General features: G+C 67.6%; 23 protein-coding genes and 5 pseudogenes. 17 read left to right on the top strand and 11 right to left on the bottom strand.

What is annotated here, in order from left to right; genetic code table 11:
- Positions 1-54: 54 nt before the first annotated feature.
- Positions 55-195, top strand: coding sequence for a hypothetical protein (locus QQS16_RS41430; RefSeq protein WP_286067811.1), 141 nt, complete (start codon positions 55-57; stop codon positions 193-195).
- Between the two features lie 21 nt (positions 196-216).
- A pseudogene (locus QQS16_RS41435) lies at positions 217-1,089 on the top strand (IS110 family RNA-guided transposase); the annotation flags it as partial.
- A 114-nt stretch (positions 1,090-1,203) separates the two neighbouring features.
- Here the strand turns inward: QQS16_RS41435 and QQS16_RS41440 are convergent.
- The 8 genes from QQS16_RS41440 to QQS16_RS41475 form a co-directional block, all read right to left on the bottom strand.
- Positions 1,204-1,533: a DDE-type integrase/transposase/recombinase gene (locus tag QQS16_RS41440; RefSeq protein WP_286067812.1), complete on the bottom strand. Its 330-nt coding sequence runs from the start codon at positions 1,531-1,533 to the stop codon at positions 1,204-1,206.
- Between the two features lie 2 nt (positions 1,534-1,535).
- The gene (locus QQS16_RS41445) at positions 1,536-1,928 is read right to left on the bottom strand and encodes an IS3 family transposase (RefSeq protein ID WP_286067813.1); all 393 of its coding nucleotides are present in this window, start codon (positions 1,926-1,928) and stop codon (positions 1,536-1,538) included.
- Positions 1,925-2,233 carry a transposase gene (locus tag QQS16_RS41450; RefSeq protein ID WP_286067814.1) on the bottom strand — a complete coding sequence of 103 codons (309 nt, stop codon included), beginning with the start codon at positions 2,231-2,233 and terminating at the stop codon, positions 1,925-1,927. The genes QQS16_RS41445 and QQS16_RS41450 overlap by 4 nt, the downstream gene beginning before the upstream one ends.
- A gap of 66 nt (positions 2,234-2,299) precedes the next feature.
- Positions 2,300-3,148 carry a hypothetical protein gene (locus tag QQS16_RS41455; RefSeq protein ID WP_286067815.1) on the bottom strand — a complete coding sequence of 283 codons (849 nt, stop codon included), beginning with the start codon at positions 3,146-3,148 and terminating at the stop codon, positions 2,300-2,302.
- 43 nt (positions 3,149-3,191) lie between these two features.
- The gene (locus tag QQS16_RS41460) at positions 3,192-3,653 is read right to left on the bottom strand and encodes a protein kinase domain-containing protein (protein WP_286067816.1); all 462 of its coding nucleotides are present in this window, start codon (positions 3,651-3,653) and stop codon (positions 3,192-3,194) included.
- A 9-nt stretch (positions 3,654-3,662) separates the two neighbouring features.
- Positions 3,663-3,881, bottom strand: coding sequence for a protein kinase family protein (locus QQS16_RS41465; protein ID WP_286067817.1), 219 nt, complete (start codon positions 3,879-3,881; stop codon positions 3,663-3,665).
- Between the two features lie 162 nt (positions 3,882-4,043).
- A complete protein-coding gene (locus QQS16_RS41470; protein WP_286067818.1) occupies positions 4,044-4,454 on the bottom strand; it encodes a hypothetical protein in 411 nt (136 codons plus the stop codon).
- 166 nt (positions 4,455-4,620) lie between these two features.
- A complete protein-coding gene (locus QQS16_RS41475; RefSeq protein ID WP_286067819.1) occupies positions 4,621-4,893 on the bottom strand; it encodes an isoprenoid biosynthesis enzyme family protein in 273 nt (90 codons plus the stop codon).
- A gap of 184 nt (positions 4,894-5,077) precedes the next feature.
- On the opposite strand from QQS16_RS41475, the gene QQS16_RS41480 reads away from it, so the two are divergent.
- The 9 genes and pseudogenes from QQS16_RS41480 (at position 5,078) to QQS16_RS41515 (ending at position 12,618) form a co-directional block, all read left to right on the top strand.
- Positions 5,078-5,909, top strand: a protein-coding gene (locus QQS16_RS41480; RefSeq protein WP_502963968.1) for an IS5 family transposase whose coding sequence is annotated in 2 segments (ribosomal slippage) — positions 5,078-5,448 and positions 5,447-5,909 — 834 coding nt in all. Because the reading frame shifts where the segments join, the coding sequence is not laid out codon by codon here.
- A gap of 85 nt (positions 5,910-5,994) precedes the next feature.
- Positions 5,995-7,077 (top strand): IS630 family transposase, encoded by a 1,083-nt coding sequence (locus QQS16_RS41485; protein WP_286067536.1) that lies wholly within the window; start codon positions 5,995-5,997, stop codon positions 7,075-7,077.
- A 65-nt stretch (positions 7,078-7,142) separates the two neighbouring features.
- Positions 7,143-8,225, top strand: coding sequence for an IS630 family transposase (locus QQS16_RS41490; RefSeq protein WP_286067536.1), 1,083 nt, complete (start codon positions 7,143-7,145; stop codon positions 8,223-8,225).
- A gap of 129 nt (positions 8,226-8,354) precedes the next feature.
- Positions 8,355-8,504, top strand: a complete 150-nt coding sequence (locus QQS16_RS44195) for a DUF8839 family protein (RefSeq protein WP_502964001.1) — start codon at positions 8,355-8,357, stop codon at positions 8,502-8,504.
- 254 nt (positions 8,505-8,758) lie between these two features.
- Complete coding sequence (locus QQS16_RS41495; protein WP_286067820.1) at positions 8,759-9,481, top strand: peptidoglycan-binding domain-containing protein; 723 nt, start codon at positions 8,759-8,761, stop codon at positions 9,479-9,481.
- 359 nt (positions 9,482-9,840) lie between these two features.
- Positions 9,841-9,984, top strand: a pseudogene (locus tag QQS16_RS41500) (IS110 family transposase); the annotation flags it as partial.
- A gap of 16 nt (positions 9,985-10,000) precedes the next feature.
- Positions 10,001-10,489, top strand: a pseudogene (locus QQS16_RS41505) (IS6 family transposase); the annotation flags it as partial.
- Positions 10,490-10,618: 129 nt separating this feature from the next.
- Positions 10,619-11,450, top strand: a protein-coding gene (locus QQS16_RS41510; RefSeq protein ID WP_502963968.1) for an IS5 family transposase whose coding sequence is annotated in 2 segments (ribosomal slippage) — positions 10,619-10,989 and positions 10,988-11,450 — 834 coding nt in all. Because the reading frame shifts where the segments join, the coding sequence is not laid out codon by codon here.
- Between the two features lie 85 nt (positions 11,451-11,535).
- Positions 11,536-12,618 (top strand): IS630 family transposase, encoded by a 1,083-nt coding sequence (locus tag QQS16_RS41515; protein ID WP_286067536.1) that lies wholly within the window; start codon positions 11,536-11,538, stop codon positions 12,616-12,618.
- Between the two features lie 123 nt (positions 12,619-12,741).
- Here the strand turns inward: QQS16_RS41515 and QQS16_RS41520 are convergent, their stop codons facing one another.
- Positions 12,742-13,848 (bottom strand): ricin-type beta-trefoil lectin domain protein, encoded by a 1,107-nt coding sequence (locus tag QQS16_RS41520; protein WP_286067821.1) that lies wholly within the window; start codon positions 13,846-13,848, stop codon positions 12,742-12,744.
- Between the two features lie 337 nt (positions 13,849-14,185).
- Complete coding sequence (locus QQS16_RS41525) at positions 14,186-15,628, bottom strand: non-reducing end alpha-L-arabinofuranosidase family hydrolase (RefSeq protein ID WP_286067822.1); 1,443 nt, start codon at positions 15,626-15,628, stop codon at positions 14,186-14,188.
- A gap of 150 nt (positions 15,629-15,778) precedes the next feature.
- Between QQS16_RS41525 and QQS16_RS41530 the strand changes: the two are divergent.
- Positions 15,779-16,045: pseudogene (locus QQS16_RS41530) on the top strand (transposase); the annotation flags it as partial.
- Positions 16,046-16,083: 38 nt separating this feature from the next.
- Here the strand turns inward: QQS16_RS41530 and QQS16_RS41535 are convergent.
- Positions 16,084-17,529: a pyridoxal phosphate-dependent decarboxylase family protein gene (locus QQS16_RS41535; RefSeq protein ID WP_286067823.1), complete on the bottom strand. Its 1,446-nt coding sequence runs from the start codon at positions 17,527-17,529 to the stop codon at positions 16,084-16,086.
- Positions 17,530-17,952: 423 nt separating this feature from the next.
- On the opposite strand from QQS16_RS41535, the gene QQS16_RS41540 reads away from it, so the two are divergent.
- The 5 genes and pseudogenes from QQS16_RS41540 (at position 17,953) to QQS16_RS41560 (ending at position 25,832) form a co-directional block, all read left to right on the top strand.
- Positions 17,953-18,552 (top strand): TetR/AcrR family transcriptional regulator, encoded by a 600-nt coding sequence (locus tag QQS16_RS41540; protein ID WP_286067824.1) that lies wholly within the window; start codon positions 17,953-17,955, stop codon positions 18,550-18,552.
- A 674-nt stretch (positions 18,553-19,226) separates the two neighbouring features.
- Positions 19,227-19,818, top strand: a pseudogene (locus QQS16_RS41545) (xylosidase); the annotation flags it as partial.
- A 77-nt stretch (positions 19,819-19,895) separates the two neighbouring features.
- Positions 19,896-21,791, top strand: coding sequence for a family 43 glycosylhydrolase (locus QQS16_RS41550; protein ID WP_286067825.1), 1,896 nt, complete (start codon positions 19,896-19,898; stop codon positions 21,789-21,791).
- Between the two features lie 434 nt (positions 21,792-22,225).
- A complete protein-coding gene (locus QQS16_RS41555) occupies positions 22,226-23,656 on the top strand; it encodes a family 43 glycosylhydrolase (RefSeq protein WP_502964002.1) in 1,431 nt (476 codons plus the stop codon).
- Between the two features lie 541 nt (positions 23,657-24,197).
- Complete coding sequence (locus tag QQS16_RS41560; RefSeq protein ID WP_286067829.1) at positions 24,198-25,832, top strand: RICIN domain-containing protein; 1,635 nt, start codon at positions 24,198-24,200, stop codon at positions 25,830-25,832.
- Positions 25,833-25,957 lie beyond the last annotated feature (125 nt).

A 25,957-nucleotide genomic window follows, 5' to 3' on the forward strand; every position in this document is an offset into this window, starting at 1 on the left:
AGGGTGCCCACCGCACTCCCCTTCCTGTCTCATCGAGTGCGAGGGCACCAGCCTGTGATCCTGATCGGCATCGATCCCCACAAGTCATCCCACACCGCCGTCGCCGTCGACGCCGCCGGCCACCAGGTGGCCCAACGCCGGTTCGTCGTCAACGCCGGGACCTTCCGCCAGCTGACGCGCTGGTGCGAGCAGTGACCCGACCGCCGCTTCGCGGTCGAGGGCGCCGGCGGCCTGGGCCGCTCGCTCGCCCAGCAGCTGGCCGCCGCCGGCGAGAACGTCGTCGACGTGCCCTCCACCCTCTCGGCCCGGGCCCGGCTGCTGGCCACCGGCGGTGACCGCAAGACCGACGCGAAGGACGCCCTCCACGTCGCCCAGGTCGCCCTCTTCCGCCATGACCTGCGACCCGTGGTCCAGGAAGACCAGACCACGATCCTGCGGCTGCTGACCGAGCGGCGCGACGACCTCGTCCACGAACGCACCCGCGTCCTCAACCGACTTCACGCCGTCCTGCGCGATCTCCTGTCCGGCGGAGCACCCACCGGCCTGTCGGCCGACAAGGCCGCCGCCCTGATGAAGGGGATCCGGCCGGTCACGGCCACCGACGACTGCCGCCGGGACATAGCCCGTGACCTGCTGGCCGACCTGCGCAGGCTGGACCGGCAGGTCAAGGACAACCAAACCGAGATGCGCGAGGCCGTCGCCGCGACACGCACCACGCTGACTACCCTGCCGGGGCTGGGGACCGTGCTGGCCGCGAAGGTCCTCGGCCACATCGGGGACATCAGGCGTTTCCCCACCGAGCACCACTTTGCCAGCTATACCGGCAGCGCGCCCCTGGACGCCTCCAGCGGCAACAACGTCCGCCACCGGCTCAACACCGGTGGCAACCGTGCGCTGAACTCGGTCCTGCACACCATCGCCGTCTGCCAGATCCGCGACGGCGGGCGCGGGCAGGACTACTACCTCCGCAAGATCAGTGAGGGGAAGACGCCTTCGGAGGCCCGCAGGGCTCTCAAGCGACGGCTGTCCAACGTGGTCTACCGGATCATGAAACGCGACCAACGGACTCACCTCGCTCAAGCCGCTTGACACACAGAGGCGCTATCAGGTCACGTCCGTCCGGCGGCAGCGCTTGCTGCGTGCCCGGCCGGGCGGTCGACAGATCAACGCCAGGACACTCACGGGGTCAGTCATAAGCAAGAGTCAGACCGCCTCAGCCGGGGCTCCCCGATCCTTGCGGGATCCGGTGCGAAAAGACTGACAATCGAAGGAGTCGCCGACCGAGCCCATGGACGCTTGAACGCCTGCTCTGACCAGGCGGGTTGTGAGCTTGATGGATGTGTATTGGGCTCCGTGATCGGCATGGTGGACGAGTTCGCCGGGGGTGACCTCGCGGCTGGCCAGCGCGTACTCGAGGGAGGTGAGGACCAGGTCGGCGTCCGCGTGGGCGGAGGTCTCCCAGGCCACGACTCTGCGGGAGAAGGCATCGCGGATCGCCGACAGCCACAGTGGCCCCTGCAGAGTGGGGATCATGGTCAGGTCGGTGACCCACAGCCGGTTCGGCGCGGATGCCGTGAAGTCGCGTTGCACCAGGTCAGGGGCAGGGTCGGCGTCCGGGTCGCGGCGGGTGAAGCTCTGGCTCCTACGGGGCTGATCCCGGCCAGGCCGGCCTGGCGCATGAGCCGCTCGACCCGCTTGCGGCCGACATGGACACCCTCGCGCTTCAGGACGGCATGAATCCTGGGCGATCCGTAGATCCCGCCGGAGTCCTGGTGGATCTGCCCGGTCAGCTCGGTGTCCTTGAGGATCCGTTCGCAGGGGTCCTTCTCGGCCTGACGCCAGCGGTAGTAGGTGGAGGAGGGGATGTGCAGTTCCCGCAGGACGGGCTCGACCCCCAGGTGCGGGTGCTCGTCGAGGAGCGCTCTCACCTGGGCCGGGTCGGGTCGAGCTGCGCGGCGAAAAAAGCCGAGGCCGTCCGCAGGACCTCGTTCGCCCGGCGCAGGTCCCGCACCTCGCGCCGCAGCTGGGCGAGCTCGTTCTTCTCTTCGGTCGTGAGCAGGTCGTCCCGCTCGCCGGCGTCGGCCTCGGCCTGCCGGATCCAGTTCCGCAGGGCTTCGTGATGCACGCCGAGTTCCTCGGCCATCCGGCGGATCACGGGCTCCGGCTCGGCAGTCCGGTACATCCGCACCGCACGCTCACGCAACTCCAACAGGTACTTCCTCGGGGCAGGCATCGTCTGGGCTCCTCTCATACGACCCATCTGACCTGCTGTCACCTTTCCCCGCATCTCGGGGGAACCTCATGCCCGTCCAACGAGCCAGCCGTGCGATAGGACGTGCAGCACCCTCGCCATCTCGCCGTTCACCCCGCCCTCGATCGGGGTGAACGGCGAGCGGCCCCGTGTGGTCATCTCCGCCAGGAACCCTGGGGATCGCGTTCGGGCATCGTGCTGGGGTAGGTGAGTCGGCCGGTCGCCGCCTGGGCGAGCCAGTCGGCCCACCGGCTGATGAACTCGTCCAGGTCCCCGATGACGAGCGGGCTGAAGGGCCAGGCCACCTGGTGCATGGTCACCGCCGGGCCAACGGCGGCGCGTGATTTCGTGGTGAGGGTCGAGCGCGAAGGGCTCCATGGTTCTTGCGATGGGGCGCAGCGGGGTGTCCATGAAGGCGGTCTCGAACCACTGGTACTGGTCTTCGGTCTGCGCGTCGGCGTACCAGAGGGAGTGGCTGCGGCCCTCGTACCCGTGGTAGTTGGCGGGGACCTTCAGGGAGAGGGTCGCGGAGGCGATGACGTCGAACGGTGCCGGCGTCGAGGCGGTGCGCCAGACCTCGGGGGCGGTCTCCCTCGGTCCGGACAGGGTCAGCTGGGCGTCGTTGATCCGGACGGTCCAGCCTCCCTGGTTGCCCTTGCGGACCTCCGCGCTCGGGGCGGCGTTGGTGAGGGTCGTGAGGAAGGCGTCAGCGATGAAGGAGAAGGTGGTCGTGGCGGCCTCGAGCAGGTTCTTGCGGCGGTCAGCCTCCGTGGCGTGTGCCGAAGCCCGGCGGTCGGCCTCGGCCTGGCGCGCGACCGCGCCCTGGTTGGCCTGCGCGAGTGCAGCCAGGCCGCCGGAGAGCGGGGCAGCGGGGATCTGCCCCAGCCGGGCGAGCACGTTGCCAGCGGCTGGGCGGCCCTGCGGGGCCCGGAAGAGGCACTCAAATGATCAGCGCGGCCAGGAGGGGCGGAGCGGTAGTGAGCGGTGGCGGGGTCCCGTGCAGGTGCTGCTCCTGGTAGTCGTGCTCGGCCGGTCCGGTGAAGGGCCTGGTGCCCTCCAGGAGCTCGTAGGCCAGGACGCCCAGGGCGTAGATGTCGGTCGCGCCGGTGGCCCGCTGGTACTTCCAGACCTCGGGTGCCATGTACGGCAGGCTTCCCGCGCCCTTGTAGGTGTGCTGGGCGGTGGTCGCTTCGGCGTAGCGGGCGATGCCGAAATCGGCCAGGCACCAGCGGCCACCGAGCAGCAGGATGTTCTCCGGCTTGAGGTCGCGGTGGACGACCTCGCGGTCCTTGAGGTCGGCGAGTGCTTCGGCGACGTCGGACAGGACGGCGACCGTCTCGTTGAGGGGCAGCTGGCCGTGCTCCTGAAGGTGGGCGCGCAGGGACTTCTCGGCGCGGGGCATCACCAGCACTCACTGGTCTTCGTGCTCGCCGCTGTCGATGACCGACACCACGTTGCGGACGCCGTCCAGGTTGGTGAACAGCATCTCGCGCTCGGTGCCCGGCGCCTTGGGCACGAGCTTCACGGCCGCCTTCTCGCCAGCGGTGTTCTCCGCCTCGAACACGGCGCCGAAGCCGCCGTCCCCGATACGGGCGCCGACGGCCCACTCCTCGTTCAGTGCCAGTCTCATGGTGCGCGTTGTCTCCATCGTCAACTGCTGTCCCGTGAGGGCGATTTCGCCCCGCTTCTATGGTCTCAGCCACCACTGACATCGGTGGGTCCGTGTTGTCCCGCGCGCTCCGAGCCGGGCCCCGGGTGTCTGCTCCGGGGCCCGTGGCGTGTCCGGCCCGGCTCAGGTCTCCCCGGCCGCCGTGGCGGTGAGCCAGTCGGCGACCTCGGCGTCGGTCATCAGCACCGCTTGGGCCGGGTGGGTGTCGCCGTCCTGGACGACGTGGACGCGGCCCGGAAGCGGGCTGCTCTTGGGGGCGGGGTCGGCTTTCGGGGCGAGCCTCTGCCAGGTGCCGGCGCTGGCCCGGGCGAGGATGCCGGTGGAAAACTGTTCGCGGGCGCCGGGGATGAGGCGGCCGCCGACGGTGGTGGGTCCGTCGTAGATGACGTGGATGCGGGCTGCGCGCCCCTCGTACAGAACGGCCTCGAGGGCGGCGATGGCCGGGGACCGCTTCGGGTCGCCCATCTGTCGGAACGTCCCCCAGTAGCGGGCGAGGTGCCGCAGGGTGTCGTCGGCCCGGTCGAAGACGACCATCAGCCGCGGCACCCCGTCGAGGTCGTCGAGGTCAGTACGGCGCTCCAGCTCGGAGCCGAGGCCGACCAGGGCGTCGTGAATGCCGGCGGCGTTGCCCCGGTGCGTAACCGTCGTCCTCCGCGTCGTCGTCCTCAGGCCACCGGTGTCGGCTCCTTGAACGGCACCCCTACGCGCCGCTCCGCGCGGTGGGCGCGATGAGAGGTCGGGCCTGGGAGGAATAGCGTCCGGCAGTGCGATGCCAGTCGTAATTTCCGCGGATCATGGTGCGCATCACGTCCGTGTACGCGTGGACAGCGGTGCGTTCGGATGCTGTGAGGGCCAGGCTGCTGCACAGGGCCGGGATCTGGCGTTCGTGGTCGAGGAAGCGCTGTACCGCGGTGTCCGCCTCTTGGACGATCTGGGTGATGGCCTGCGTTCTTGGGAGGTTCTGCTCGCGCATGCGGCACAGGATCAGGTTGGGTTCACCGGCTGCCTCCTCTTTCTCCAGCGAGAAGACCAGAGGACCCCCACCCTGCCGCCGGCACCCCCGCACGACGAATCCTCGACGGACTCACGCCAGAAGCAGGTCCACCAGGCTCCTAGGCGGTGTCTCCAAATGATCTTTAGTAGTGGATCATGGTCGGGTGATACGTCGCCATGAACTGTCCGATGCCGAGTGGGAGTTCGTCCGGCCACTGCTGCCGGTGTCACTGCGAGGCCGGAAGCGGCTGGACGACCGCAAGGTGCTCAACGGGATCGTGTGGAAGTTCCGCACCGGAACGGCCTGGCGGGACGTGCCGGAGCGGTACGGCCCGTGGGCCACGCTGTACACCCGCTTTCGCCGGTGGGCTCTGGACGGCACGTTCGAGCGCATGCTCCGGGCCGCCCAGGCCAGGGCGGACGCGGCCGGGGACATCGACTGGCTCGTGTCGGTCGACTCCACCATCGTCCGTGCTCACCAGCACGCCGCCGGGGCCCGAAAAGGGGGGCCCGCTGTCCCGGCCTCGGACGCTCCGAGGCGGTCTGACCAGCAAGATTCATCTCGCCTGCGATGCCTTCGGCCGCCCGCTCGCCTTCACGGTCACGGGCGGGAACACCAACGACTGCACCCAGTTCACCGCCGTGATGGAGGCGATACGGGTGCCCCGCATCGGTCCGGGACGGCCCCGCGTACGGCCTGCCCATGTCCTGGGCGACAAGGGCTACAGCTCCCGGGCCATCCGCACCTGGCTGCGACAGCACGGCATCAGCCACACCATCCCCGAGCGGGCCGACCAGATCCGCAACCGGCTCCGACGCGGCAGCCGGGGCGGACGCCCGCCGGCCTTCGACAAACAGCTCTATAAGCGACGCAACGTGGTCGAACGCTGCTTCAACCGCTTGAAGCAGTGGCGAGGCATCGCAACCCGCTACGACAAGACCGCCGAGTCCTACCAAGCAGCCGTCACCCTCGCATCGCTCCTGATGTGGGCGTGACATTTGAAGACACTCCCTAGTGTCCTGAGTCGGGAATTCGCTGCGTAAGTCTCTGTTGCTTCGGCATGATGGCCGGGTGGCGAGGATGGGACGGCCGAAGGCCGAGCTGGTACTGACCGATGACGAGCGCGAGACGCTGACGCGTTGGGCGAGACGGCGGACGTCGTCGCAGGCGCTGGCTCTGCGGTGCCGGATTGTGCTGGAGAGCGCAACCGGCGCCTCGAACAAGGATGTTGCGGGCCGGCTGGGCGTCGAGGCACACACGGTGAGCCGGTGGCGGGCCCGGTTCGTCCGGGACCGGCTGGAGGGCCTGACTGACGAACCGCGTCCGGGTGGACCGCGGAAGATCACCGACGGCCAGGTCGAGGAAGTGGTCGTCAAGACGCTGGAGACCACGCCGAAGGACGCCACGCACTGGTCGACGCGGTCCATGGCCAAGGAGGTGGGGCTGTCTCAGTCGGCCATCGCGCGGATCTGGCGAACCTTCGGCCTCAAGCCACACCTGGTGGACACCTTCAAGCTGTCCAGGGATCCGCAGTTCATCGAGAAGGTTCGTGACGTGGTCGGGCTGTATCTCGCTCCGCCCGAGCATGCGCTGGTGCTCTGTGTCGACGAAAAGACGCAGATCCAGGCTCTGGACCGGTCGGCGCCTGTGCTGCCGATGATGCCGGGCATGCCCGAGCGCCGCACCCATGACTACGTGCGCGGCGGCGTCACCACTCTGTTCGCCGCGCTGAACACCGCCACCGGCGAGGTGATCGGCCAGATCCACCGCCGGCATCGCGCCGTGGAGTTCAAGAAGTTCCTGACCCGGATCGACAAGGAGGTGCCCGACGGGCTGGACGTGCACCTGATCTGCGACAACGCCTCGACGCACAAGACCCCCGCCATTCAGCGATGGCTGGCCGCGCATCCCCGCTTCCACGTGCACTTCACCCCCACCAGCTCCTCCTGGCTCAACCAGGTCGAGCGGTGGTTCGGCCTGCTCACCGACAAGCAGATACGGCGAGGCGTCCACAAGAACGTCCAGGCCCTGGAGAAGGACATCCGCACCTGGATCAAGACCTGGAACGAAGACCCGAAACCCTTCGTCTGGACGAAGACCGCGGACGAGATCCTTGAACGCCTCGCCGGATATCTGAACAGAATTCCCGACTCAGGACACTAGTGTCCTGAGTCGGGAATTCGCTGCGTAAGTCTCTGTTGCTTCGGCATGATGGCCGGGTGGCGAGGATGGGACGGCCGAAGGCCGAGCTGGTACTGACCGATGACGAGCGCGAGACGCTGACGCGTTGGGCGAGACGGCGGACGTCGTCGCAGGCGCTGGCTCTGCGGTGCCGGATTGTGCTGGAGAGCGCAACCGGCGCCTCGAACAAGGATGTTGCGGGCCGGCTGGGCGTCGAGGCACACACGGTGAGCCGGTGGCGGGCCCGGTTCGTCCGGGACCGGCTGGAGGGCCTGACTGACGAACCGCGTCCGGGTGGACCGCGGAAGATCACCGACGGCCAGGTCGAGGAAGTGGTCGTCAAGACGCTGGAGACCACGCCGAAGGACGCCACGCACTGGTCGACGCGGTCCATGGCCAAGGAGGTGGGGCTGTCTCAGTCGGCCATCGCGCGGATCTGGCGAACCTTCGGCCTCAAGCCACACCTGGTGGACACCTTCAAGCTGTCCAGGGATCCGCAGTTCATCGAGAAGGTTCGTGACGTGGTCGGGCTGTATCTCGCTCCGCCCGAGCATGCGCTGGTGCTCTGTGTCGACGAAAAGACGCAGATCCAGGCTCTGGACCGGTCGGCGCCTGTGCTGCCGATGATGCCGGGCATGCCCGAGCGCCGCACCCATGACTACGTGCGCGGCGGCGTCACCACTCTGTTCGCCGCGCTGAACACCGCCACCGGCGAGGTGATCGGCCAGATCCACCGCCGGCATCGCGCCGTGGAGTTCAAGAAGTTCCTGACCCGGATCGACAAGGAGGTGCCCGACGGGCTGGACGTGCACCTGATCTGCGACAACGCCTCGACGCACAAGACCCCCGCCATTCAGCGATGGCTGGCCGCGCATCCCCGCTTCCACGTGCACTTCACCCCCACCAGCTCCTCCTGGCTCAACCAGGTCGAGCGGTGGTTCGGCCTGCTCACCGACAAGCAGATACGGCGAGGCGTCCACAAGAACGTCCAGGCCCTGGAGAAGGACATCCGCACCTGGATCAAGACCTGGAACGAAGACCCGAAACCCTTCGTCTGGACGAAGACCGCGGACGAGATCCTTGAACGCCTCGCCGGATATCTGAACAGAATTCCCGACTCAGGACACTAGCGCCACCGGCATCATGAAACCTCTACCTCAGCCGAGAATGGCCGGGCTTGCCGAAGAGGTTTGTCATGGTTTGCTGGCTGGCGCCGGTCCGATTCCGTCAGCGTTCTGGGCATACGGAGATGCCTCTGAATCGTCGGGAAGGTAGGCCGTACGTTCCCCCGAGGCTCATGGCCAGCGGAAGAGTACGCCGCCACCCAACGCGCCCAGGGCACGGACGCCCAGGTCGTGATGGACCTCGGCAGCGACCAGTTCCTCGTGGTCACCGACACCACCCGGTAGTGCCACCCCGAGCGCCGCGTTCGGCCCTTCCCCGCCGGACGCGGCGCTCCCCCGTTCCCACCCTTCATCAACGCACCCAGGAGGTTCCCTTCGTTATGAGCGGCCGGGGCGCACGGGAGCTCGCCGCAGGCATGGTGCGCGCCCGTGCTTCGCCTCGTGGGCACCGGCATGCCCGGGAGGACCATGGGCACCGATTGCGGCCACGGGATGGCGCGCCGGGTATTACCTTTCGCCCTGACCGAGGGGTGGAGGGCATGAGTATGAAGCTCGGAAGGGTGCTGGCGGCAGGGACGTTGGGGATGGCAGTAGCGGTGGGTCTGATCGGCTCGCCGGAGGCAGCCCAGGCCGATTGGAGCGGCCCGCGTTTGATGGACTGCGCGAACCAGACCATGCACACCGGAGCGAAAGGCGATTGCGTCGAGTCGCTGCAGAAGAACCTGGAAGCCTACGGGTACGAAATCGAGGTTGATGGAAGGTACGGCAGCGAGACGCGTCTGACGGTGACGGACTTCCAGCGTCGTCACGGGCTGGCCGTGGACGGGATCGCGGGCCACGAGACCATGACCTCACTCGACCGGTGGGCGAACGCGCCGCATGAGGACCCGGTCCCGCGCCAAGTTCCAGATCCTCAACGAGGGCGGTCCGACTGCGACTGGTCAGGGGCCTGCTACAACGTCGCCAGCCGTTCAGGTACGGCCGCTTTCGCGGCACTGCTGAACGAGTGGGACTCGGGCGCCAAGGGAATCGCCAAGGACGTCGCTCTCAAGGGCGCGTGCATGGCAGTCATCAATCCGGCACTGATCACCCTGTGCGAATTCAACGTCATTGTCCTGGACAACATGGTCTCGGACATCGCCGGCAGGGCCGTCAAGGAGAACGCCTGCCTGAGGGTCACTACCCGTCCGGTGTTCATCGGGATGCATCCGGCGGTGATGCCGGACCTTTCCGTCGACAACGGAAAGCAGTGCACCAACTGAATGCCGTTCCGGGATCCGCCCACGGCTCAGGATCCGGTCGGGCGCCAGCGGTGCCGGGTGAGGAAGCGGTGCCGGGCACGATGCCGGCCCCCCTCCCGTTCCGGCGCACCCGCACCACCTGCGGGGCTGCGAGTGGGGAAGGCACCTGGCACATGGTCTGGTCCGTCTACCGAGCCCGGCGCCGTCCCGATCACCGCCATGCGGCACCCCGCCGCCCCGGCAACCACCACCGGCCTCCCCAACCCTGACCAAGGAGCGCCCGCCACCTGGGCACCCTGACGCACACGACTGAGCATGACGAAGGCCCGTACTCCCCGCGAACGCGCAGGGAGTACGGGCCTTTTGCGTTTTGGGGGCAGTTTTACGATCGCAAGCGCGCCGAGGGCAAACGCCACGTCCAGGCTCTCCTCGCGCTCGCCCGCCGCCGCGTCAACGTCCTGTGGGCCTTGATCCGTGACCGACGGTGCTACCAGGTCACACCCCCAGCCACAGCCGCGGCTTGACATCAGCATTGGGAAGCACCTGGACGAGGTCTTCATCAAGATCAACGGGCGGTTGCAGTACCTGTGGCGGGCCGTCGACCAGGACGGGAACGTCCTCGACATCCTCGTGCAGAACCGGCGGGACAAGGCCGCAGCCCGACGCTTCTTCCGCAGGCTTCTCAAAAAGATTCGCACAGTGCCGCGGGTGGTCGTCACCGACAAGCTTTGCTCCTACGGCGCGGCCCACCGCGAGGTCATGCCTTCCGTCGAGCACCGCTCCCACAAGGGCCTGAACAACCGGGCGGAGAAAAGTCATCGGCCCACCAGGCAGCGCGAACGGGCGATGAAGGGCTTCCGCAGCACCGGCGCAGCCCAGCGGTTCCTGTCCGCGTTCAGCGGCATCTCACCCCACTTCCGGCCCCGCCGCCATCTGATGCCCGCACACGACTACCGAGCCGAGATGACCGTCCGCTTCGCAATCTGGGAGCAGGTCACCGGCGTCACCGGCCCCGCCGCCACGGCCTGAGCACAGCCCGGAACCGGGCCCCACCACGCCGCAACACGCTGTCAGGCGGTCACGCACCCAACAACGTGACAGCGCCTTTTCGGGCTAGGCGGTGTCTTCAAATGATCTTTAGTAGTGGATCATGGTCGGGTGATACGTCGCCATGAACTGTCCGATGCCGAGTGGGAGTTCGTCCGGCCACTGCTGCCGGTGTCACTGCGAGGCCGGAAGCGGCTGGACGACCGCAAGGTGCTCAACGGGATCGTGTGGAAGTTCCGCACCGGAACGGCCTGGCGGGACGTGCCGGAGCGGTACGGCCCGTGGGCCACGCTGTACACCCGCTTTCGCCGGTGGGCTCTGGACGGCACGTTCGAGCGCATGCTCCGGGCCGCCCAGGCCAGGGCGGACGCGGCCGGGGACATCGACTGGCTCGTGTCGGTCGACTCCACCATCGTCCGTGCTCACCAGCACGCCGCCGGGGCCCGAAAAGGGGGGCCCGCTGTCCCGGCCTCGGACGCTCCGAGGCGGTCTGACCAGCAAGATTCATCTCGCCTGCGATGCCTTCGGCCGCCCGCTCGCCTTCACGGTCACGGGCGGGAACACCAACGACTGCACCCAGTTCACCGCCGTGATGGAGGCGATACGGGTGCCCCGCATCGGTCCGGGACGGCCCCGCGTACGGCCTGCCCATGTCCTGGGCGACAAGGGCTACAGCTCCCGGGCCATCCGCACCTGGCTGCGACAGCACGGCATCAGCCACACCATCCCCGAGCGGGCCGACCAGATCCGCAACCGGCTCCGACGCGGCAGCCGGGGCGGACGCCCGCCGGCCTTCGACAAACAGCTCTATAAGCGACGCAACGTGGTCGAACGCTGCTTCAACCGCTTGAAGCAGTGGCGAGGCATCGCAACCCGCTACGACAAGACCGCCGAGTCCTACCAAGCAGCCGTCACCCTCGCATCGCTCCTGATGTGGGCGTGACATTTGAAGACACTCCCTAGTGTCCTGAGTCGGGAATTCGCTGCGTAAGTCTCTGTTGCTTCGGCATGATGGCCGGGTGGCGAGGATGGGACGGCCGAAGGCCGAGCTGGTACTGACCGATGACGAGCGCGAGACGCTGACGCGTTGGGCGAGACGGCGGACGTCGTCGCAGGCGCTGGCTCTGCGGTGCCGGATTGTGCTGGAGAGCGCAACCGGCGCCTCGAACAAGGATGTTGCGGGCCGGCTGGGCGTCGAGGCACACACGGTGAGCCGGTGGCGGGCCCGGTTCGTCCGGGACCGGCTGGAGGGCCTGACTGACGAACCGCGTCCGGGTGGACCGCGGAAGATCACCGACGGCCAGGTCGAGGAAGTGGTCGTCAAGACGCTGGAGACCACGCCGAAGGACGCCACGCACTGGTCGACGCGGTCCATGGCCAAGGAGGTGGGGCTGTCTCAGTCGGCCATCGCGCGGATCTGGCGAACCTTCGGCCTCAAGCCACACCTGGTGGACACCTTCAAGCTGTCCAGGGATCCGCAGTTCATCGAGAAGGTTCGTGACGTGGTCGGGCTGTATCTCGCTCCGCCCGAGCATGCGCTGGTGCTCTGTGTCGACGAAAAGACGCAGATCCAGGCTCTGGACCGGTCGGCGCCTGTGCTGCCGATGATGCCGGGCATGCCCGAGCGCCGCACCCATGACTACGTGCGCGGCGGCGTCACCACTCTGTTCGCCGCGCTGAACACCGCCACCGGCGAGGTGATCGGCCAGATCCACCGCCGGCATCGCGCCGTGGAGTTCAAGAAGTTCCTGACCCGGATCGACAAGGAGGTGCCCGACGGGCTGGACGTGCACCTGATCTGCGACAACGCCTCGACGCACAAGACCCCCGCCATTCAGCGATGGCTGGCCGCGCATCCCCGCTTCCACGTGCACTTCACCCCCACCAGCTCCTCCTGGCTCAACCAGGTCGAGCGGTGGTTCGGCCTGCTCACCGACAAGCAGATACGGCGAGGCGTCCACAAGAACGTCCAGGCCCTGGAGAAGGACATCCGCACCTGGATCAAGACCTGGAACGAAGACCCGAAACCCTTCGTCTGGACGAAGACCGCGGACGAGATCCTTGAACGCCTCGCCGGATATCTGAACAGAATTCCCGACTCAGGACACTAGGCGCTGCTCGGTCAGGAACGCATGGGCGGCGGCGACCAGGTGACGTGGTGATGCCAGCCGGTCCAGGAGCGGCCCTCGAATCCCGGGACCGGGGCGGGGAGGGGCTCCGGTCCCGGGCGGGGGTCATCCTGCGGCCAGAGTGGTCCACTTCTGGTTGGAGCCGCCGTGGCAGTCCCACAGGTGGAGCTGTGTGCCGTCGGCCGTGGAGAAGCCCGGAATGTCGAGGCAGCGGCCGGAGGCGGGGTTGCGGTAGCCGCCGTTGTAGGGCTGCCAGATCTGGTTGGAGCCGCCGTGGCAGGCCCAGAGCTGCACCTTGGTGCCGTTGGCCGTGCCGAAGCCGGCGGCGTCGAGGCACTTACCCATGGAGCGCAGGGTGCCGTCGGTGTAGGCGGACCAGACCTGGTTGACGGCGCCGGTGCAGCTCCAGGTCTGGACGGCGGTCCCGTCGGCCGTGCCGAAGCCGCTGACGTCCAGGCACTTGCCGCCCAACTCGGACTGCACACGTGAGGGAGCGGGGGCGGGGTTCCTCAGCCACCCGGCGCTGTCCGCGGACTGGATGCCGCGGTGGAAGGCGTCGGCCATCTTCTGGTAGCCCGCGTCGTTGGGATGCAGGGCGTCGGCCAGGTCGGCCGCGGTCAGGCTGCTCATGTCCACGTACGCGACGCGCTTGCCCGCGGTCTGTGCCTCGCTCACGATCTGGGGGATGGCCTGGTTGTACGCGGCACGGTACTGCTCCTCCGAGCCGCTGGTGGACACGACCAGGGAGGCCACGAGGACGGTGGCGTCGGGGACGTCGGCGGTGATCTGGTTGACCAGCGACTTCAGCCGGGCGGTGGCGGTGGAGACCTGGTAGCTCTCGTTGAGGTCGTTGGTGCCGATCATCAGCGTCACGACGTTGGGCCGGTAGCGGGTCAGCGAGGCGTCGGCGAGTTCGGCGATCTGGTGGATCTTGTATCCGGGGTGACCTTCGTTGTCGGGGTCGGACATCGAACCGCCCCGCCCCGTGCCCACGAAGTCCAGCGGATGGCCGTCCGCCGCGAGCTTGTCCCACAACGGGGCCCGGTAGCCGTTGCCCGTACTGCTTCCCACGCCCCACGTTATCGAGTCGCCGAGCGGCATGACCCGCAAGGGCGTGGTCGAGGTGGCGGAGGCAGGTGCCACACCTGCTGCCGTCATCCCGAGCGTGGCCATGACCACCGTAATGAGGGACAGGATCCAAGGCTTTCTCATGCGGTCGTCCTCTTCTGCGAGTGAGTGCTGAATCTGGCGCGGGCTGCTCGACGTTTGTGTCGTCAACTCGGCTGCTGTGTCGTCCCGTTGGCGTCGGCGGGCACGGAACCTGTGCGTAGCCGGCTGTCCGCGACCGCTCCCACAGCGGGCGGGCATGCCCGGCCTCCTCGCAGGGAAAGCACTGGCCGGCCACCGGTGGGCGTTGTCACGTTGTCGGGTGGGTAGGGCCTGACGGGGTGTCGAGGCACGGTTCAGTCGGGCTCCGGGCCCGGTTCGGCGTGCGTCGTTGCCCGCGAACGTCAGGAACCCCGGAGCCGGACCTGTGTCATGCCACCGGCTAGCGCTGCAGTGTCAGTACCCCTGGCCGGTAGGGCAGGAGGCCGTAGTCCCCGCCGTCGGTGCTGGGGTCGCGCCCCTGGTAGAGGAACTGCAGGTTGCAGGGGTCGATGGTCTTGGTCTGGTCGGGGTTGGTGCGAACCAGATCGCCGTGGCTGATGTCCCTGGTCCAGGCCGTCGCGCCGCTGTTGGCACTGCCGGCGAAGGGGCTGGTCACGGTGTCGGCCCCGGCCTGCGGTGTCCACGTGCCGCCGAGGCTGGTGGCCGTGAACGCGCGGAAGTAGCGGCCATACCCCGTGTAGTTCTGGGCCTCGACGATCATGAGGTACTGGTTCTGACCCTGGACCTTGTAGACCTCCGGCGCCTCGAACAGGTTGAGCGCCGTGTCGCTCATGATCTTCGTGACCGAGCCGAAGGTGCCCGGGAAGTTACCGATGGGCATGCTGGACCGGTAGATGTCGCCCTCGTCGTTGGCGAAGAACATGTACATGTTCGTGTCGTCGCCGATGAGGGTCACGTCGAGGGGGCCCCCCTTCGGGAGGGTGCCCGTGAACAGTTCCTGCTGCGGGCCCCAGCCGTTGGGGTTGGTGGGGTCACTCGAGGTGCGGTAGGAGAAGCTGTAGGGCCAACCCCCGTTGTAGGCAAGCACCCAGAGGTTCTTCGGGGCGAAGTAGAACAGCGTCGGCGCGATGCCGTCGAAGGGAATCGTGTTCTGGGTTGCGGTGGCCATGTCGGACCAGTTCGTGAAAGGGCTGAAGGTCGTCAGTCCCCAGCGCCCCTCGTCACCGGCGAGGGTGTTGTGCGTCGTGGCATAGACGATGTGCTTGCCGTTGGAGACGACGCTGGTGAAGTCCTTGAGCGAGGCCCACCCCGCCTTCGGCTCCGCCAGCGGGCCGGTCGATGTCCAGCGGTACGTCGACGGAAGAGCACACACGTTGTTCGCCCCGGACAGGCCGGTCCACTTCTGGTTGGCGCCTCCGTGGCACGACCAGATCTGCACTCCTGTGCCGTTGGTCTTGCCCCAGCCCGCGGCTTCCAGGCACAGCCCGGATCGCACGCCGACGATCGTGCCGTCGGGGTTCACCCGCCACTGCTGGTTGTCGCTGCCGTTGCACGTCCAGATCTGCACCGGGGTCCCGTTCGTGGTGGCGCCGCCCCGGACATCCAGGCACTTGTTGCCGTACACGGTCAGCTGGTTGCTGTCCGTCAGCGTCCACTGCTGGTTGGTTCCGCCGTGGCAGTCCCAGATGTGTACGTTCGCGCCGTCGGTCTGGCTGAAGCCCGCCACATCGAGACACCGGCCGGAATCAACACCGCGCACGTCGCTGGTGGTGGCCGCCTGGGCCGGGCCGGCGACGAGCAGCGCCGCCAACGCGGCCAGGGCCGCGACCGCGGCGGCGAGCACCGCGGACGGGCGTCTGCGGCTGAAAATACGTCTGTGCATAAGGACCTCGTCATCCTTGAGCAAGCGGCTCCGGTTGGCCCGTCAGAGGCTGCCCGGAGGCGGTGTGGCGCGACCCTGTATGTTCGTTATGCCGAACAAAGGTCGAAGTTTCGAGCAAACTGGATAATAGGGTTCCGGTGATCAGCGTCAATACCTCGCGCAAAACTCGCGGGAAAAAACGTTCGCAGGCTGAAACCAGGCGACTTCAATTGGCTTACGATCGTCCAGCTCCCCTCCTACAGCCCCGACTTGAACCCAGTGGAGGGGGTTTGGTCCCTGTTACGAAGAGACCCGATGGCCAACACCGCATTCGCCGACCCTGACCACCTCACCCGCACCCTCCGTCGAGGCCTCGCTCACATCCAGCGCCACCCGGGACTCATCGACGGCTGCCTCACCGAAACCGGCCTGACCCTCAACCCCGGCACCCGAAGCCAATCCGCCAAGGTCAGTAGTCATCCACCGCTCTGGCGAGCGGCTTTGCGAAGCGAGTCCCACAGGGTGTCGATGTGGTCGGGCAGCGTCGTCGTCGCGCCGATGGCGACGCGAATCGCGAAGTGACCGTTGACCGATGTGTGCGTGAGGAAGGAATGCCCCTCGGCGTTGACCGCCTCCATTGCTGCCTTGGTAGCGGCGTCGTCGGGGCGCCCTTCCCGGTCGACGAGGTACAGACATACGAGTGCCAGTGATGGCGGGGTGGCCAGGGCGAAGCCCGACTCGCTCTCAATCCGGCCGGCCAAGGAGTTGGCCATAGCGACGTGGCCGCGGATGCTTTCGCGCAGGCCTTCCAGTCCGGCGCCGTGCACCACCGACCAGATCTTCAACGCACGCATACGACGGCCCAACGGGACCTGCCAGTCGCGGTAGTCGATGACTTCGCCCGATTCGGTCGCAGCGTTACGCAGGTACTCCGGCGTGATGGACAGCGCTGTGGGCAGCGCTCGGGCATCCCTCACCCACATGAACGAGGCGTCGAAGGCGGTGTAGAACCACTTGTGTGCGTCGGTGCAGAACGAGTCGACAAGGTTCACGCCGTCCAGGAGCCAGCGGAACTCGGGACACAACGCCGCGACTCCTGCCCACGCGGCGTCAACGTGCACCCACGCCTCGTACGCACGCGCTGCCAGCGCGACGTCTCTCACGGGGTCGATGGCACCCGTGCCGGTTGTTCCCACGGTCGGACAGACCATGACCGGCCTCTTTCCGGCGGCCGCGTCCTTGGCCAGCATGTCTGCCAGGGCATCCGCTGACATGGACAGCGTGCCCTGGGTAAAGGGGACGATCCGCAATGCTCGCGCGCCGAGCCCGGCCACACGCACGGCCTTGGCCAGTGACGAGTGGGTCTCGGCAGTGACGTACACCGTCTCGGTGCCGTCCACGCCGTGTTCGCGCCAGTCCGGGTCGCTGCGCTGCAGCGCAGCCAGCAGGGCAGCCAACGATGCCGAAGAAGCCGAATCCTGCAGCGAACCGCCTCCGCCTCCGGCGAAAGTGAACTCGCGACCAAGGCCCAGGGCATCCGCCAGGCCGTCGAGCAGGACCTGCTCGATCTCCGTCCCGGCCGGCGATGTCGACCAGAGCATTCCCTGCGCTCCGATCCCGCCCGATGCGATGTCACCGAGGAGCGACAGCAGGGACGCGTTCGCTGGGAAGTAGCCGAAGAAGCCCGGGTGCTGCCAGTGGAGCGACGAGGGGACGACCACGTCGTTGAGCAAGGCGATGAGATCATCGCCCAGCGCCTGGGACGGCTGCTCAGGCAGTTCACGAGGAAGCTGAGCCTTCACGGAGCCCGGTGAGACCTTCGGCCGCACGTGCAGGGAAGGGAGCGAGGTGCGGTATTGGGCGACCCAGTCGACCAACTGGTGGCCCTGGCGGCGGAATTCATCTGGCTCAAGATCAGGCATGCTCTGTCCTAAGAGGTGGTGTTGGTCATGCCGAGGGCTGAGCGCCCACCTGAGCGCTGGGGACGATCAGGTGCCCGGGGCGAGCTGGCCGCTACCGGATTCAGAGGGCCTCGATGCCGCGTACCGACTGGTGCCGCACCAGGGTCTGTCGTCTACAGTTGTAGATTAATAGCTCCAATGTAATCCCTTAAGGGGCCGCTGGGAAGGGGGCGCCATGGGGACCCCTCTCACGCCCACGGGGAACGACAGCTCTTCGCCCTCGCTCCGTGCGCCCCTGCCGCTAGCACGTGGCGTAAGAGGTTCACCAGGTCACAGGGTTGGGTCTGCGGGTCACACGACCCCTCGGACTCATCCGCCGTGAGGCCCGCGAGTGCGACCAAAGCCCTCGGCATTCAGGCGTCTACCCGTTGGTAAGGTGTCACCATGCCCAAGATCGTGGACCACGACGCGCGGCGTGAAGAGATCATCGAAGCCGTATGGCGCCTTGTCGCGCGGCGAGGATTCGCGGCGCTGAACATGCGGGATCTCGCCGCCGAAGCTGGATTCACCAACGGTGCGCTCACACGATACTTTCCCACCAAAGCAGCAATTCTGCGGGCCGCGCTGGAGCGCGCCAACGCAGCCACCGAGCAGCGGGCCGCCCGCACCATCGCCGGCGCCGACGGCCTGAACGCGTTCCGCAAGTTCTGCGTCGAGATCATGCCCCTGGACGACGAGCGTCTCAATGAGGCCCGCGTGGTCATCGGCTTCTGGAATTACGCGGTAGCCGATCAGGAACTGATCGGCGTCTACGACCAGGCGATATCGCGCTGGCGCGATCAGATGCTCTCGTATCTGCACACTGCGGCTGAAGCGGGAGAGATCAACCCATCCTGCGATCTCGATGCGTTCTTGGACCTTGCGATGGCCACGCTGATGGGACTCCAGATCAACGCGATCTTCACGGCTCGCCTGACCACACCCTCCCGCCAGTTGCGGATACTCGACGGACTCATCGCGGGGTTGCAGACCGGCATCTCATGATTTGAGCACGCAGGCGCAGAAGTACTCACCTGTGGATCAGTTGCATCTGATCCACCCCTTGTGTCACAACCACCGGTGCCCATGGACCCGCGACACCACCGTCCACAGCGGAAAACTCCGGCAGCCGGGAACGCCTCAGCAGCTCGTTCGTGCCGTAGTCCGGGTGGCGTGCACCACCGCCGGCCCGGCTTCGCGCCGTCTTCCGCCCTGCAGACATACGAAGGGGCGAGAATCGACGCGCCGGGCTTCTCGGCAGCGGCGGCGTAGGCAGGTGCCGTGGCACGCCGGCGGCGATGCCCTCGTCCGGGCGGTACACGCGCCGGCTCGCTGGCTTGGCCTCACTTTGGCATGAATGGGTCGATCTAGGATCTTGTGCTGTCTGCTCTCAACTCCTAGGATCCCTGCCGTCCGAAGGATCGGTTCACGTTCGCAGTACCGAACACGCCCGGCCGGAGCGGCTTGCGCATGGCGCACATGCCGGGCATGACAGCACCCGCAGTATCCGTACCAGTAAGGCTCTCCCCCACACACCAAGTGCCGGACCTGGAAGGGCTCACCCGGCATTCGTGCGGCGAGCCCCGATCGCCTCCCGGAGCATCGTGTGACATCACCCGCACCATGCCCACGCCCGCGCCTGTGCCGCGCGGCCGTGGTCCTCCTATTAGGCCTGGCGCGGCCGGCCCGTCGTCCAACGCGTAGGCCTTGCCTGGGGCACGTCGTACCCCAGCCCCGTCCTGCCGCTCCCCGCCCCGCCAGGTCACCCCGCTGACCGGCGTCGACACCTTCGACGCCGGTCCGTGAAACCGAAGCGGGAAGGGAACCACACTCCGGACCACGACAAGTGGTCCGTCAACAACGGCCTTACCCTGCGCACCGCGCCGGCCACCAACCACCTGTACTGGGCCCGCAATACCCTCACCCACCGGATTCAGGGACCCACCTCCACCGCGACCATCCAGCTGGACTACGCGACGATCCGCGACGGACAGCAACTGGAACACCACCGGCACCGGCACCGAAACGCGAGCGCCAACGTCACGGGCGGTCGCATCCGGCTGTGCACGGCCGTCGGCATCCGCCCCGGCGCCTCCCGCCGGGAACCTTCTCCTACAGCACCGACAGCTCCAACTTCACCCGCCTGGGCCCGCGTTCGCCATGGGCGACACCTGGCAGTTCTTCATGGGCCACCGCTTCGCCCTTCCCGACTACGCCACGCAGACACTCGGCGGCTCCGTCCGCATCGCAGGGTTCGCGCTGACCTCACCCCGAGCGCGGCAACGTCCCCTCCCCGTATCTGACCAGCTGCTCAGTCCCCGACCCGCAGCACCAGGAAGGACCACGCCATGGCCAGTACCGCCGTCCACAAACCAACGGCTCACCCGACCGCAGTGAGATCACCCGCCACCGGTACGAGACGCACCCGGGCAGCCGCCTGGGTGGTGGGCCTCCTGCTGGTGTTCGCCGTCGTTCCCGCCGCGGTGCAGCCCACCGCGGCCAGGGCCGACAACCCGATCGTGCAGCACGTCTACACCGCCGACCCTTCCCCACTGGTGTACAACGGACGGGTCTACCTCTACACCGGGCACGACGAGGACGGCTCCACCTCCTTCGTGATGAAGGACTGGCGGGTGTGGTCCTCCGCCGACATGGTCAACTGGACCGACCACGGCTCACCGCTCAGCCTGAACACCTTCAGCTGGGCGTCCACCGACGCGTGGGCGGGCCAGGCCGTCGAACGGGGCGGCAAGTTCTACTGGTACGTGCCGGTGACAGCCCGGGCCACCGGCCGGATGGCCATCGGCGTGGCGGTGTCGGACAGCCCCACCGGCCCGTTCCGGGACGCCCTCGGCCACCCGCTGATGGAGAACACTGAGATCGACCCGACCGTCTTCATCGACGACGACGGCCAAGCCTACCTGTACTGGGGCAATCCGAACCTGTGGTACGTCAAGCTGAACGCGGACATGACCTCCTACGCAGGCAGCCCCGCCCAAATTCCGCTCACCACCGCGGGGTTCGGAACCCGCACCGACAACCCCGACCGTCCCACGCTGTACGAGGAAGCACCCTGGATCTACAAGCGCAACGGCCTGTACTACCTGGTGTATGCGGCCAGGTGCTGCTCGGAGTTCATCGCCTACTCCACGGCACCCAGCCCGACCGGGCCGTGGACCTACCGTGGAACAGTCATGCCCGCCCAGGGCAACAGCTTCACCAACCACGCGGGCATCGTGGACTTTCAGGGCAACTCGTATTTCTTCTACCACAACGGCGCCCTCCCGGGCGGCGGCGGCTTCACCCGCTCGGTCGCAGTGGAGAAGTTCAGCTACAACGCCGACGGCACCATTCCAACGATCAATATGACGACGGCCGGGGCGCCGCAGGCCGGCACGCTCGATCCTTATATCCGCCAGGAAGCCGAGACCGTCGCGTGGGGCAGCGGCATCGAAACCGAACCCTCCAGCGAGGGCGGGATGAACATCAGCTGGATCGAAGACGGCGATTACATCAAGGTCAAGGGCGTAGCATTCGGCACCGGTGCCAGCTCGTTCACCGCCAGGGTGGCCTCAAGCACCAGCGGCGGCCGAGTTGAGCTGCATCTGGACAGTCCTACTGGGCCAACGGTCGGGACATGCACTGTGTCGGGCACCGGAGGCTGGCAGACCTGGAGCACGGTCTCGTGCCCTGTTACCGGTGCAACCGGGACCCACGATCTTTACCTGCGCTTCGCCGGTGGCAGCGGGTACCTGTTCAATATGAACTGGTGGCAGTTCACCACCGGCCAGCCCACCTTCTCGTCAACCGCCGTCGCCCAGCACAGCGGGTACTGCCTGGACGACCCAAACCAGAGCACCGCCGACGGCACTCAGTACCGGCAGTACACCTGCGGCGCCGGTGAGGAACAGCGGTTCGACTTCGACCCGGTGCCAGGGGTGGCGGACACCTACACCCTGGTGAACCACCACAGCGGCAAGTGCCTCGACATCCGCGGCGTCTCCACCGCCGACGGCGCGGCGGTCCACCAGTGGACCTGCCACGGCGGCACGAACCAGCAGTTCACGCTGCGGCAGGTCGCCGCCAACGACTACCAGCTCGTCGCGGTGCACAGCGGCAAGTGCGTGGACGTCAGCGGGATCTCAACCGCCGTCGGAGCACTGGTCCACCAGTGGCCCTGTGACTCCGCCAGTGCCCTGGCCACCAAGAAGAACCAGGTCTGGCGCCTGACCGGCAAGAGCTGAACCAACACAGGGTCGGGCCCGGGCCGGCAACCCGGCGCCCGACCCTGTCCAGGGCCTTTGCTGGCCGGGGTAGCCGATATACGCCACTGGACGAGCAGCAGTTTCAGCAGGTCAGGTCAGTTGCAGGCGGTTCTTGGTTCATCGCGCTTGCCCTCCGGTACTCGCGCCAATGCCGATCGAGCCGCACGGGCATGGCGACTGCCGCCCAAGTGGGCGGCTCCGTCGCGGCCTGGTACGCGGGACGTGTTCGCAGGTAAAGCGCGTGTGACGAAAGCGTTGACGGAACCATGGCCCCCGCTTATCTTCTGATCGCATTCACGAACCACGTTCGAAATCACGGACAGGGATGGTCCAGCATGCCACAGACGTCAGAGCAGCCCCCCGCCAGACGCCACAGATCCCTGATCCTGTGCGTGCTCGCCGTACTGATCGCCATGGTGTCGGCGACGACCCCGGCCACCGCCGCCGAGGGCCGCCCGTACACCAACCCGATCAAGTCGCAGAAGGGCGCCGACCCCTGGCTCGAGTACTACAACGGCAACTACTACCTGGTCACCACATCCTTCACCGGCGTGCTGACCATGCGGAAGTCGCCGACCCTGGCCGGCCTCTCCACCGCCGCCAGCGTCCAGATCTGGAGCGACACCACCCCCACCCGCAACACCAACATCTGGGCACCCGAGATCCACTTCCTCGACGGCAAGTGGTACCTGTACTACTCCGCGGCGCAGAGCGGTGTCGCCTGCTGCGACTCCCAGCGCACCCACGTCCTGGAGAGCGCGGGCACCGACCCCATGGGCCCGTACACGTACAAGAACCAGCTCAGCGGCTCCAACCTCAGCTCCGGCGGCTGGCTCATCGACGCCACCGTCCTGAAGGCGAACAACAGCCTGTACATGGTCGGCAGCGGCTACATCAACGGCAGTCCGCAGAGCCTGGTCATCGCCCCGATGAGCAACCCGTACACGCTGGCCAGCAGCACCTTCACCATCATCTCCAGCCCCACCGCGAGCTGGGAGACCTCGGGGGCCGCGGTCAACGAGGGACCCGAGCCGCTCTACCACGACGGCCGCACCTTCCTCACCTTCTCCGCCAGCTACTGCATGACCCCGGACTACAAGCTGGGCCAGCTGGAACTGACTGGTACCGACCCGCTGAACCCCGCTTCCTGGACGAAGAAGTCCACGCCGGTCTTCCAGCGCAACGACGCGGCGAGTGTCTACGGCCCCGGCCACAACGGCTTCTTCTCCTCGCCGGACGGCACCGAGAACTGGATCGTCTACCACGCCAACAACTCCGCGAGCAGCGGCTGCGGCAACGAACGTACGACGCGGGCGCAGAAGTTCACCTGGAACGCGGACGGCACGCCGAACTTCGGCACCCCGGTCGCGCTCGGCACCACGCTGCCCGGCCCCTCGGGCGAGACGGCGACGACCCCGACCGCGTACACCCTGGTGAACCGCAACAGCGGCAAGTGCCTGGACGTCGAGGGCGGCAGCACCTTGGACGGCGCCAACATATTCCAGTGGACCTGCCACGGCGGCGCCAACCAGAAGTGGCGCGTCGAGGACCTCGGCGACGACACCAGCCGGCTGGTCAACGTCGCCACCGGCAAGGTCGCGGACACCGCGAACTGCACCACGACCGACGGCACGGACATCAAGCAGTGGTCCTGGCTGAACAACAACTGCCAGAAATTCCGACTGGTCTACACGGCCACCGGCGACTACGTGCGGATCGTGAACGAGAACAGCGGCAAGGTCGCCGACGTCGCCAACTGCGGCACCGCCGACGGGACCGACGTACGGCTGTGGACCTGGCTGAACAACAACTGCCAGCAGTGGCGCCTCGTCCCCACGACCTGACCTCCCTGCGCACCCCGTGATCTTTGCGGACCGCTTCATCCGTTCTACAAGCGGGGGGGCGTCCGACTCGGCCAGCGTCTCGCTCCTCCTCGGCCTGTTGCGAGGGGCAGCGGTGGCGGTCCCCTGCGGGCGCGAGGCGCCTGGGCACCTCGCGCCCCCCAGAACGTGTGCCTGATTCCATCATTTCTCCGAGCACGTCACCATCAACGTCCGGCTGTACTTCACGGGTTTCACCCAAGCCCCCACTCCTGCCGTACATCAACGCCGCTCTCACGCCGTCCGCGCACACGGCTTCCCCGCACTCGGCGACATGGCCGGCGCCACCGTCCACCTCGCCGGCTCCTGGGTCGCCGACTCGGCCTCCGCCGACGGGGCCGTACTGGTCCAGTAGACCTGCGGAAGCCGGCTCGACCAGCAGTTGACGCTGCGGAGCGTCACCTGCTGAGCGCCTCAGCCCCCTCGACCCGCACGTCTCCACGAAGAAGACGCGCACGTCCCCACGCGGGAGAGCCGCACGTCCCCACCCAGAAAGAAGGGCCGCATGCACACCTTCCGAAGACTCTCCGCCAGACTCACGGCCACGGCATCCGCCACCTGCCTGGCCGCCGCCGGACTCGCCCTCGTCCCGGCGGCAGACGCCTCGGCCGCGGGCGCGCCGCAGGGCGGCCACGTCTACGCGCTGACGGCGGCGCACAGCGGCAAGAACGCCGCCGTGCTGTCGGACTCCCTGGCCAACGGCGCGACGGTCGTGCAGAAGACCGCCTCCGGGGGCCCCGGCCAGTTGTGGGAGGCAGTCGACCACGGCGACGGCACCTTCTCGCTGGTCAACATCAACAGCGGCAAGTGCCTGGACGTCAAGAGCGGCTCCATGACACCAGGGACCGGGATCATCCAGTGGACCTGCACCGGCGGCAGCAACCAGCGCTGGACCTTCGACGGCGCGGCGATCGTCTCCGCCCGCAGCGGCCTGTGCCTGGACGTCTCCAGCGGCTCCACCGCGGAGGACCGCGCGCTCATCCAGTACACCTGCAACGGCCAGACCAACCAGCAGTGGAGCCTGACCGAGCGCCCGCGCTCCGCGACCTGGGGCCCGGCCATGGTCAGCGGCGGCCAGACCTTCAACGCGCAGACCATCCGGATGGTCGTCCACAACAACACCTCCGGTGCGGGGCTGCGCATCCGGCTGTCCAACCTGCGCAGCACGACCGCCCTCTCGGTCGGTGCCGTCACGGTGGCCGTCCAGTCCAGCGGGGCCACCGCAGTCGCTGGTACCACGCGCACCGTCACCTTCGGCCGGTCGGCCGCGCCGACCATCGCCGCCGGGCAGGAACTGACCAGCGACGTCATCGCGATGCCGGTCGTCGCGGAGCAGAACCTGCTGGTGAGCGTCTATCTCCCGAACACCACCGGTGCCTCGACCTACCACTACGACGCCCACCAGACCTCCTACCTGTCCGCCGCGGGCACCGGCAACCGCGCGGCCGAGGAGGCCGCGACGAACTTCACCACCACCACGGCCCGCTGGTTCTACGTCGCGGGACTCGACGTGGTGTCACCCACGGCCAAGGGAACCGTCGTTGCCATCGGCGACTCCATCACCGACGGCTCCAGCGCCACCGACAACGCCAACCAGCGCTGGCCCGACTACCTCGCCCGGCGGCTCCAGGCCCAGTCCGGCGGCCAGCGCCTCGGCGTGGTCAACGCGGGCATCGGCGGCAACCGCGTGGTCACCGACAGCCCGAGCGCGCAGCAGGGCATCGCGGCCATGACCCGGTTCTCCCACGATGTCCTGACCCAGCCGGGCGTGAAGAACGCCATCGTGCTGGAGGGCATCAACGACATCAACAACAGCAGCGTCACCGCCGACCAGATCATCGCCGGCTACCAGACCATGATCGACCAGGCACACACGGCCGGTGTCCGGATCATCGGCGGGACCATCCTGCCGCACTCCTCGCAGACCGCCGCCAAGGCCGCCATCCGCGCCCAGGTCAACGACTGGATTCGCACCAGCGGCGCCTTCGACGCGGTCATCGACTTCGACGCGGCACTCCGGGACCCGGCCAACCCGGCGCGCTTGCTCCCCGCCTACGACAGCGGCGACCATCTGCACCCCAACAGCGCCGGCATGCAGGCCATCGCCAACACGGTGAACCTCTCGCTGCTCACCTCCTGAGCGGTACCCACCTCCCGGACGGCGTAGTTCCCTCCGGCGCCCCCTCTCCACGCACGGGGCACCCGACGGAACTGCCTCGAAGTTGCGCACAATATCCGATATTTCGAACATACCCAAAACCTCTG

The sequence above is a fragment of the Streptomyces sp. ALI-76-A genome, from assembly GCF_030287445.1.
GTDB lineage: Bacteria > Actinomycetota > Actinomycetes > Streptomycetales > Streptomycetaceae > Streptomyces.

Excerpts from the sequence above, each read along its gene's own strand:
- QQS16_RS41440 (WP_286067812.1), bottom strand. The coding sequence starts at position 1,533 with ATGATCCCCACTCTGCAGGGGCCACTGTGGCTGTCGGCGATCCGCGAT.
- QQS16_RS41450 (WP_286067814.1), bottom strand. The coding sequence starts at position 2,233 with ATGCCTGCCCCGAGGAAGTACCTGTTGGAGTTGCGTGAGCGTGCGGTG.
- QQS16_RS41460 (WP_286067816.1), bottom strand. The coding sequence starts at position 3,653 with ATGCCCCGCGCCGAGAAGTCCCTGCGCGCCCACCTTCAGGAGCACGGC.
- QQS16_RS41465 (WP_286067817.1), bottom strand. The coding sequence starts at position 3,881 with ATGAGACTGGCACTGAACGAGGAGTGGGCCGTCGGCGCCCGTATCGGG.
- QQS16_RS41470 (WP_286067818.1), bottom strand. The coding sequence starts at position 4,454 with ATGGTCGTCTTCGACCGGGCCGACGACACCCTGCGGCACCTCGCCCGC.
- QQS16_RS41475 (WP_286067819.1), bottom strand. The coding sequence starts at position 4,893 with ATGCGCGAGCAGAACCTCCCAAGAACGCAGGCCATCACCCAGATCGTC.
- QQS16_RS41485 (WP_286067536.1), top strand. The coding sequence starts at position 5,995 with ATGGGACGGCCGAAGGCCGAGCTGGTACTGACCGATGACGAGCGCGAG.
- QQS16_RS41490 (WP_286067536.1), top strand. The coding sequence starts at position 7,143 with ATGGGACGGCCGAAGGCCGAGCTGGTACTGACCGATGACGAGCGCGAG.
- QQS16_RS41495 (WP_286067820.1), top strand. The coding sequence starts at position 8,759 with ATGAGTATGAAGCTCGGAAGGGTGCTGGCGGCAGGGACGTTGGGGATG.
- QQS16_RS41515 (WP_286067536.1), top strand. The coding sequence starts at position 11,536 with ATGGGACGGCCGAAGGCCGAGCTGGTACTGACCGATGACGAGCGCGAG.
- QQS16_RS41520 (WP_286067821.1), bottom strand. The coding sequence starts at position 13,848 with ATGAGAAAGCCTTGGATCCTGTCCCTCATTACGGTGGTCATGGCCACG.
- QQS16_RS41525 (WP_286067822.1), bottom strand. The coding sequence starts at position 15,628 with ATGCACAGACGTATTTTCAGCCGCAGACGCCCGTCCGCGGTGCTCGCC.
- QQS16_RS41535 (WP_286067823.1), bottom strand. The coding sequence starts at position 17,529 with ATGCCTGATCTTGAGCCAGATGAATTCCGCCGCCAGGGCCACCAGTTG.
- QQS16_RS41540 (WP_286067824.1), top strand. The coding sequence starts at position 17,953 with ATGCCCAAGATCGTGGACCACGACGCGCGGCGTGAAGAGATCATCGAA.
- QQS16_RS41550 (WP_286067825.1), top strand. The coding sequence starts at position 19,896 with ATGGCCAGTACCGCCGTCCACAAACCAACGGCTCACCCGACCGCAGTG.
- QQS16_RS41555 (WP_502964002.1), top strand. The coding sequence starts at position 22,226 with ATGGTGTCGGCGACGACCCCGGCCACCGCCGCCGAGGGCCGCCCGTAC.
- QQS16_RS41560 (WP_286067829.1), top strand. The coding sequence starts at position 24,198 with ATGCACACCTTCCGAAGACTCTCCGCCAGACTCACGGCCACGGCATCC.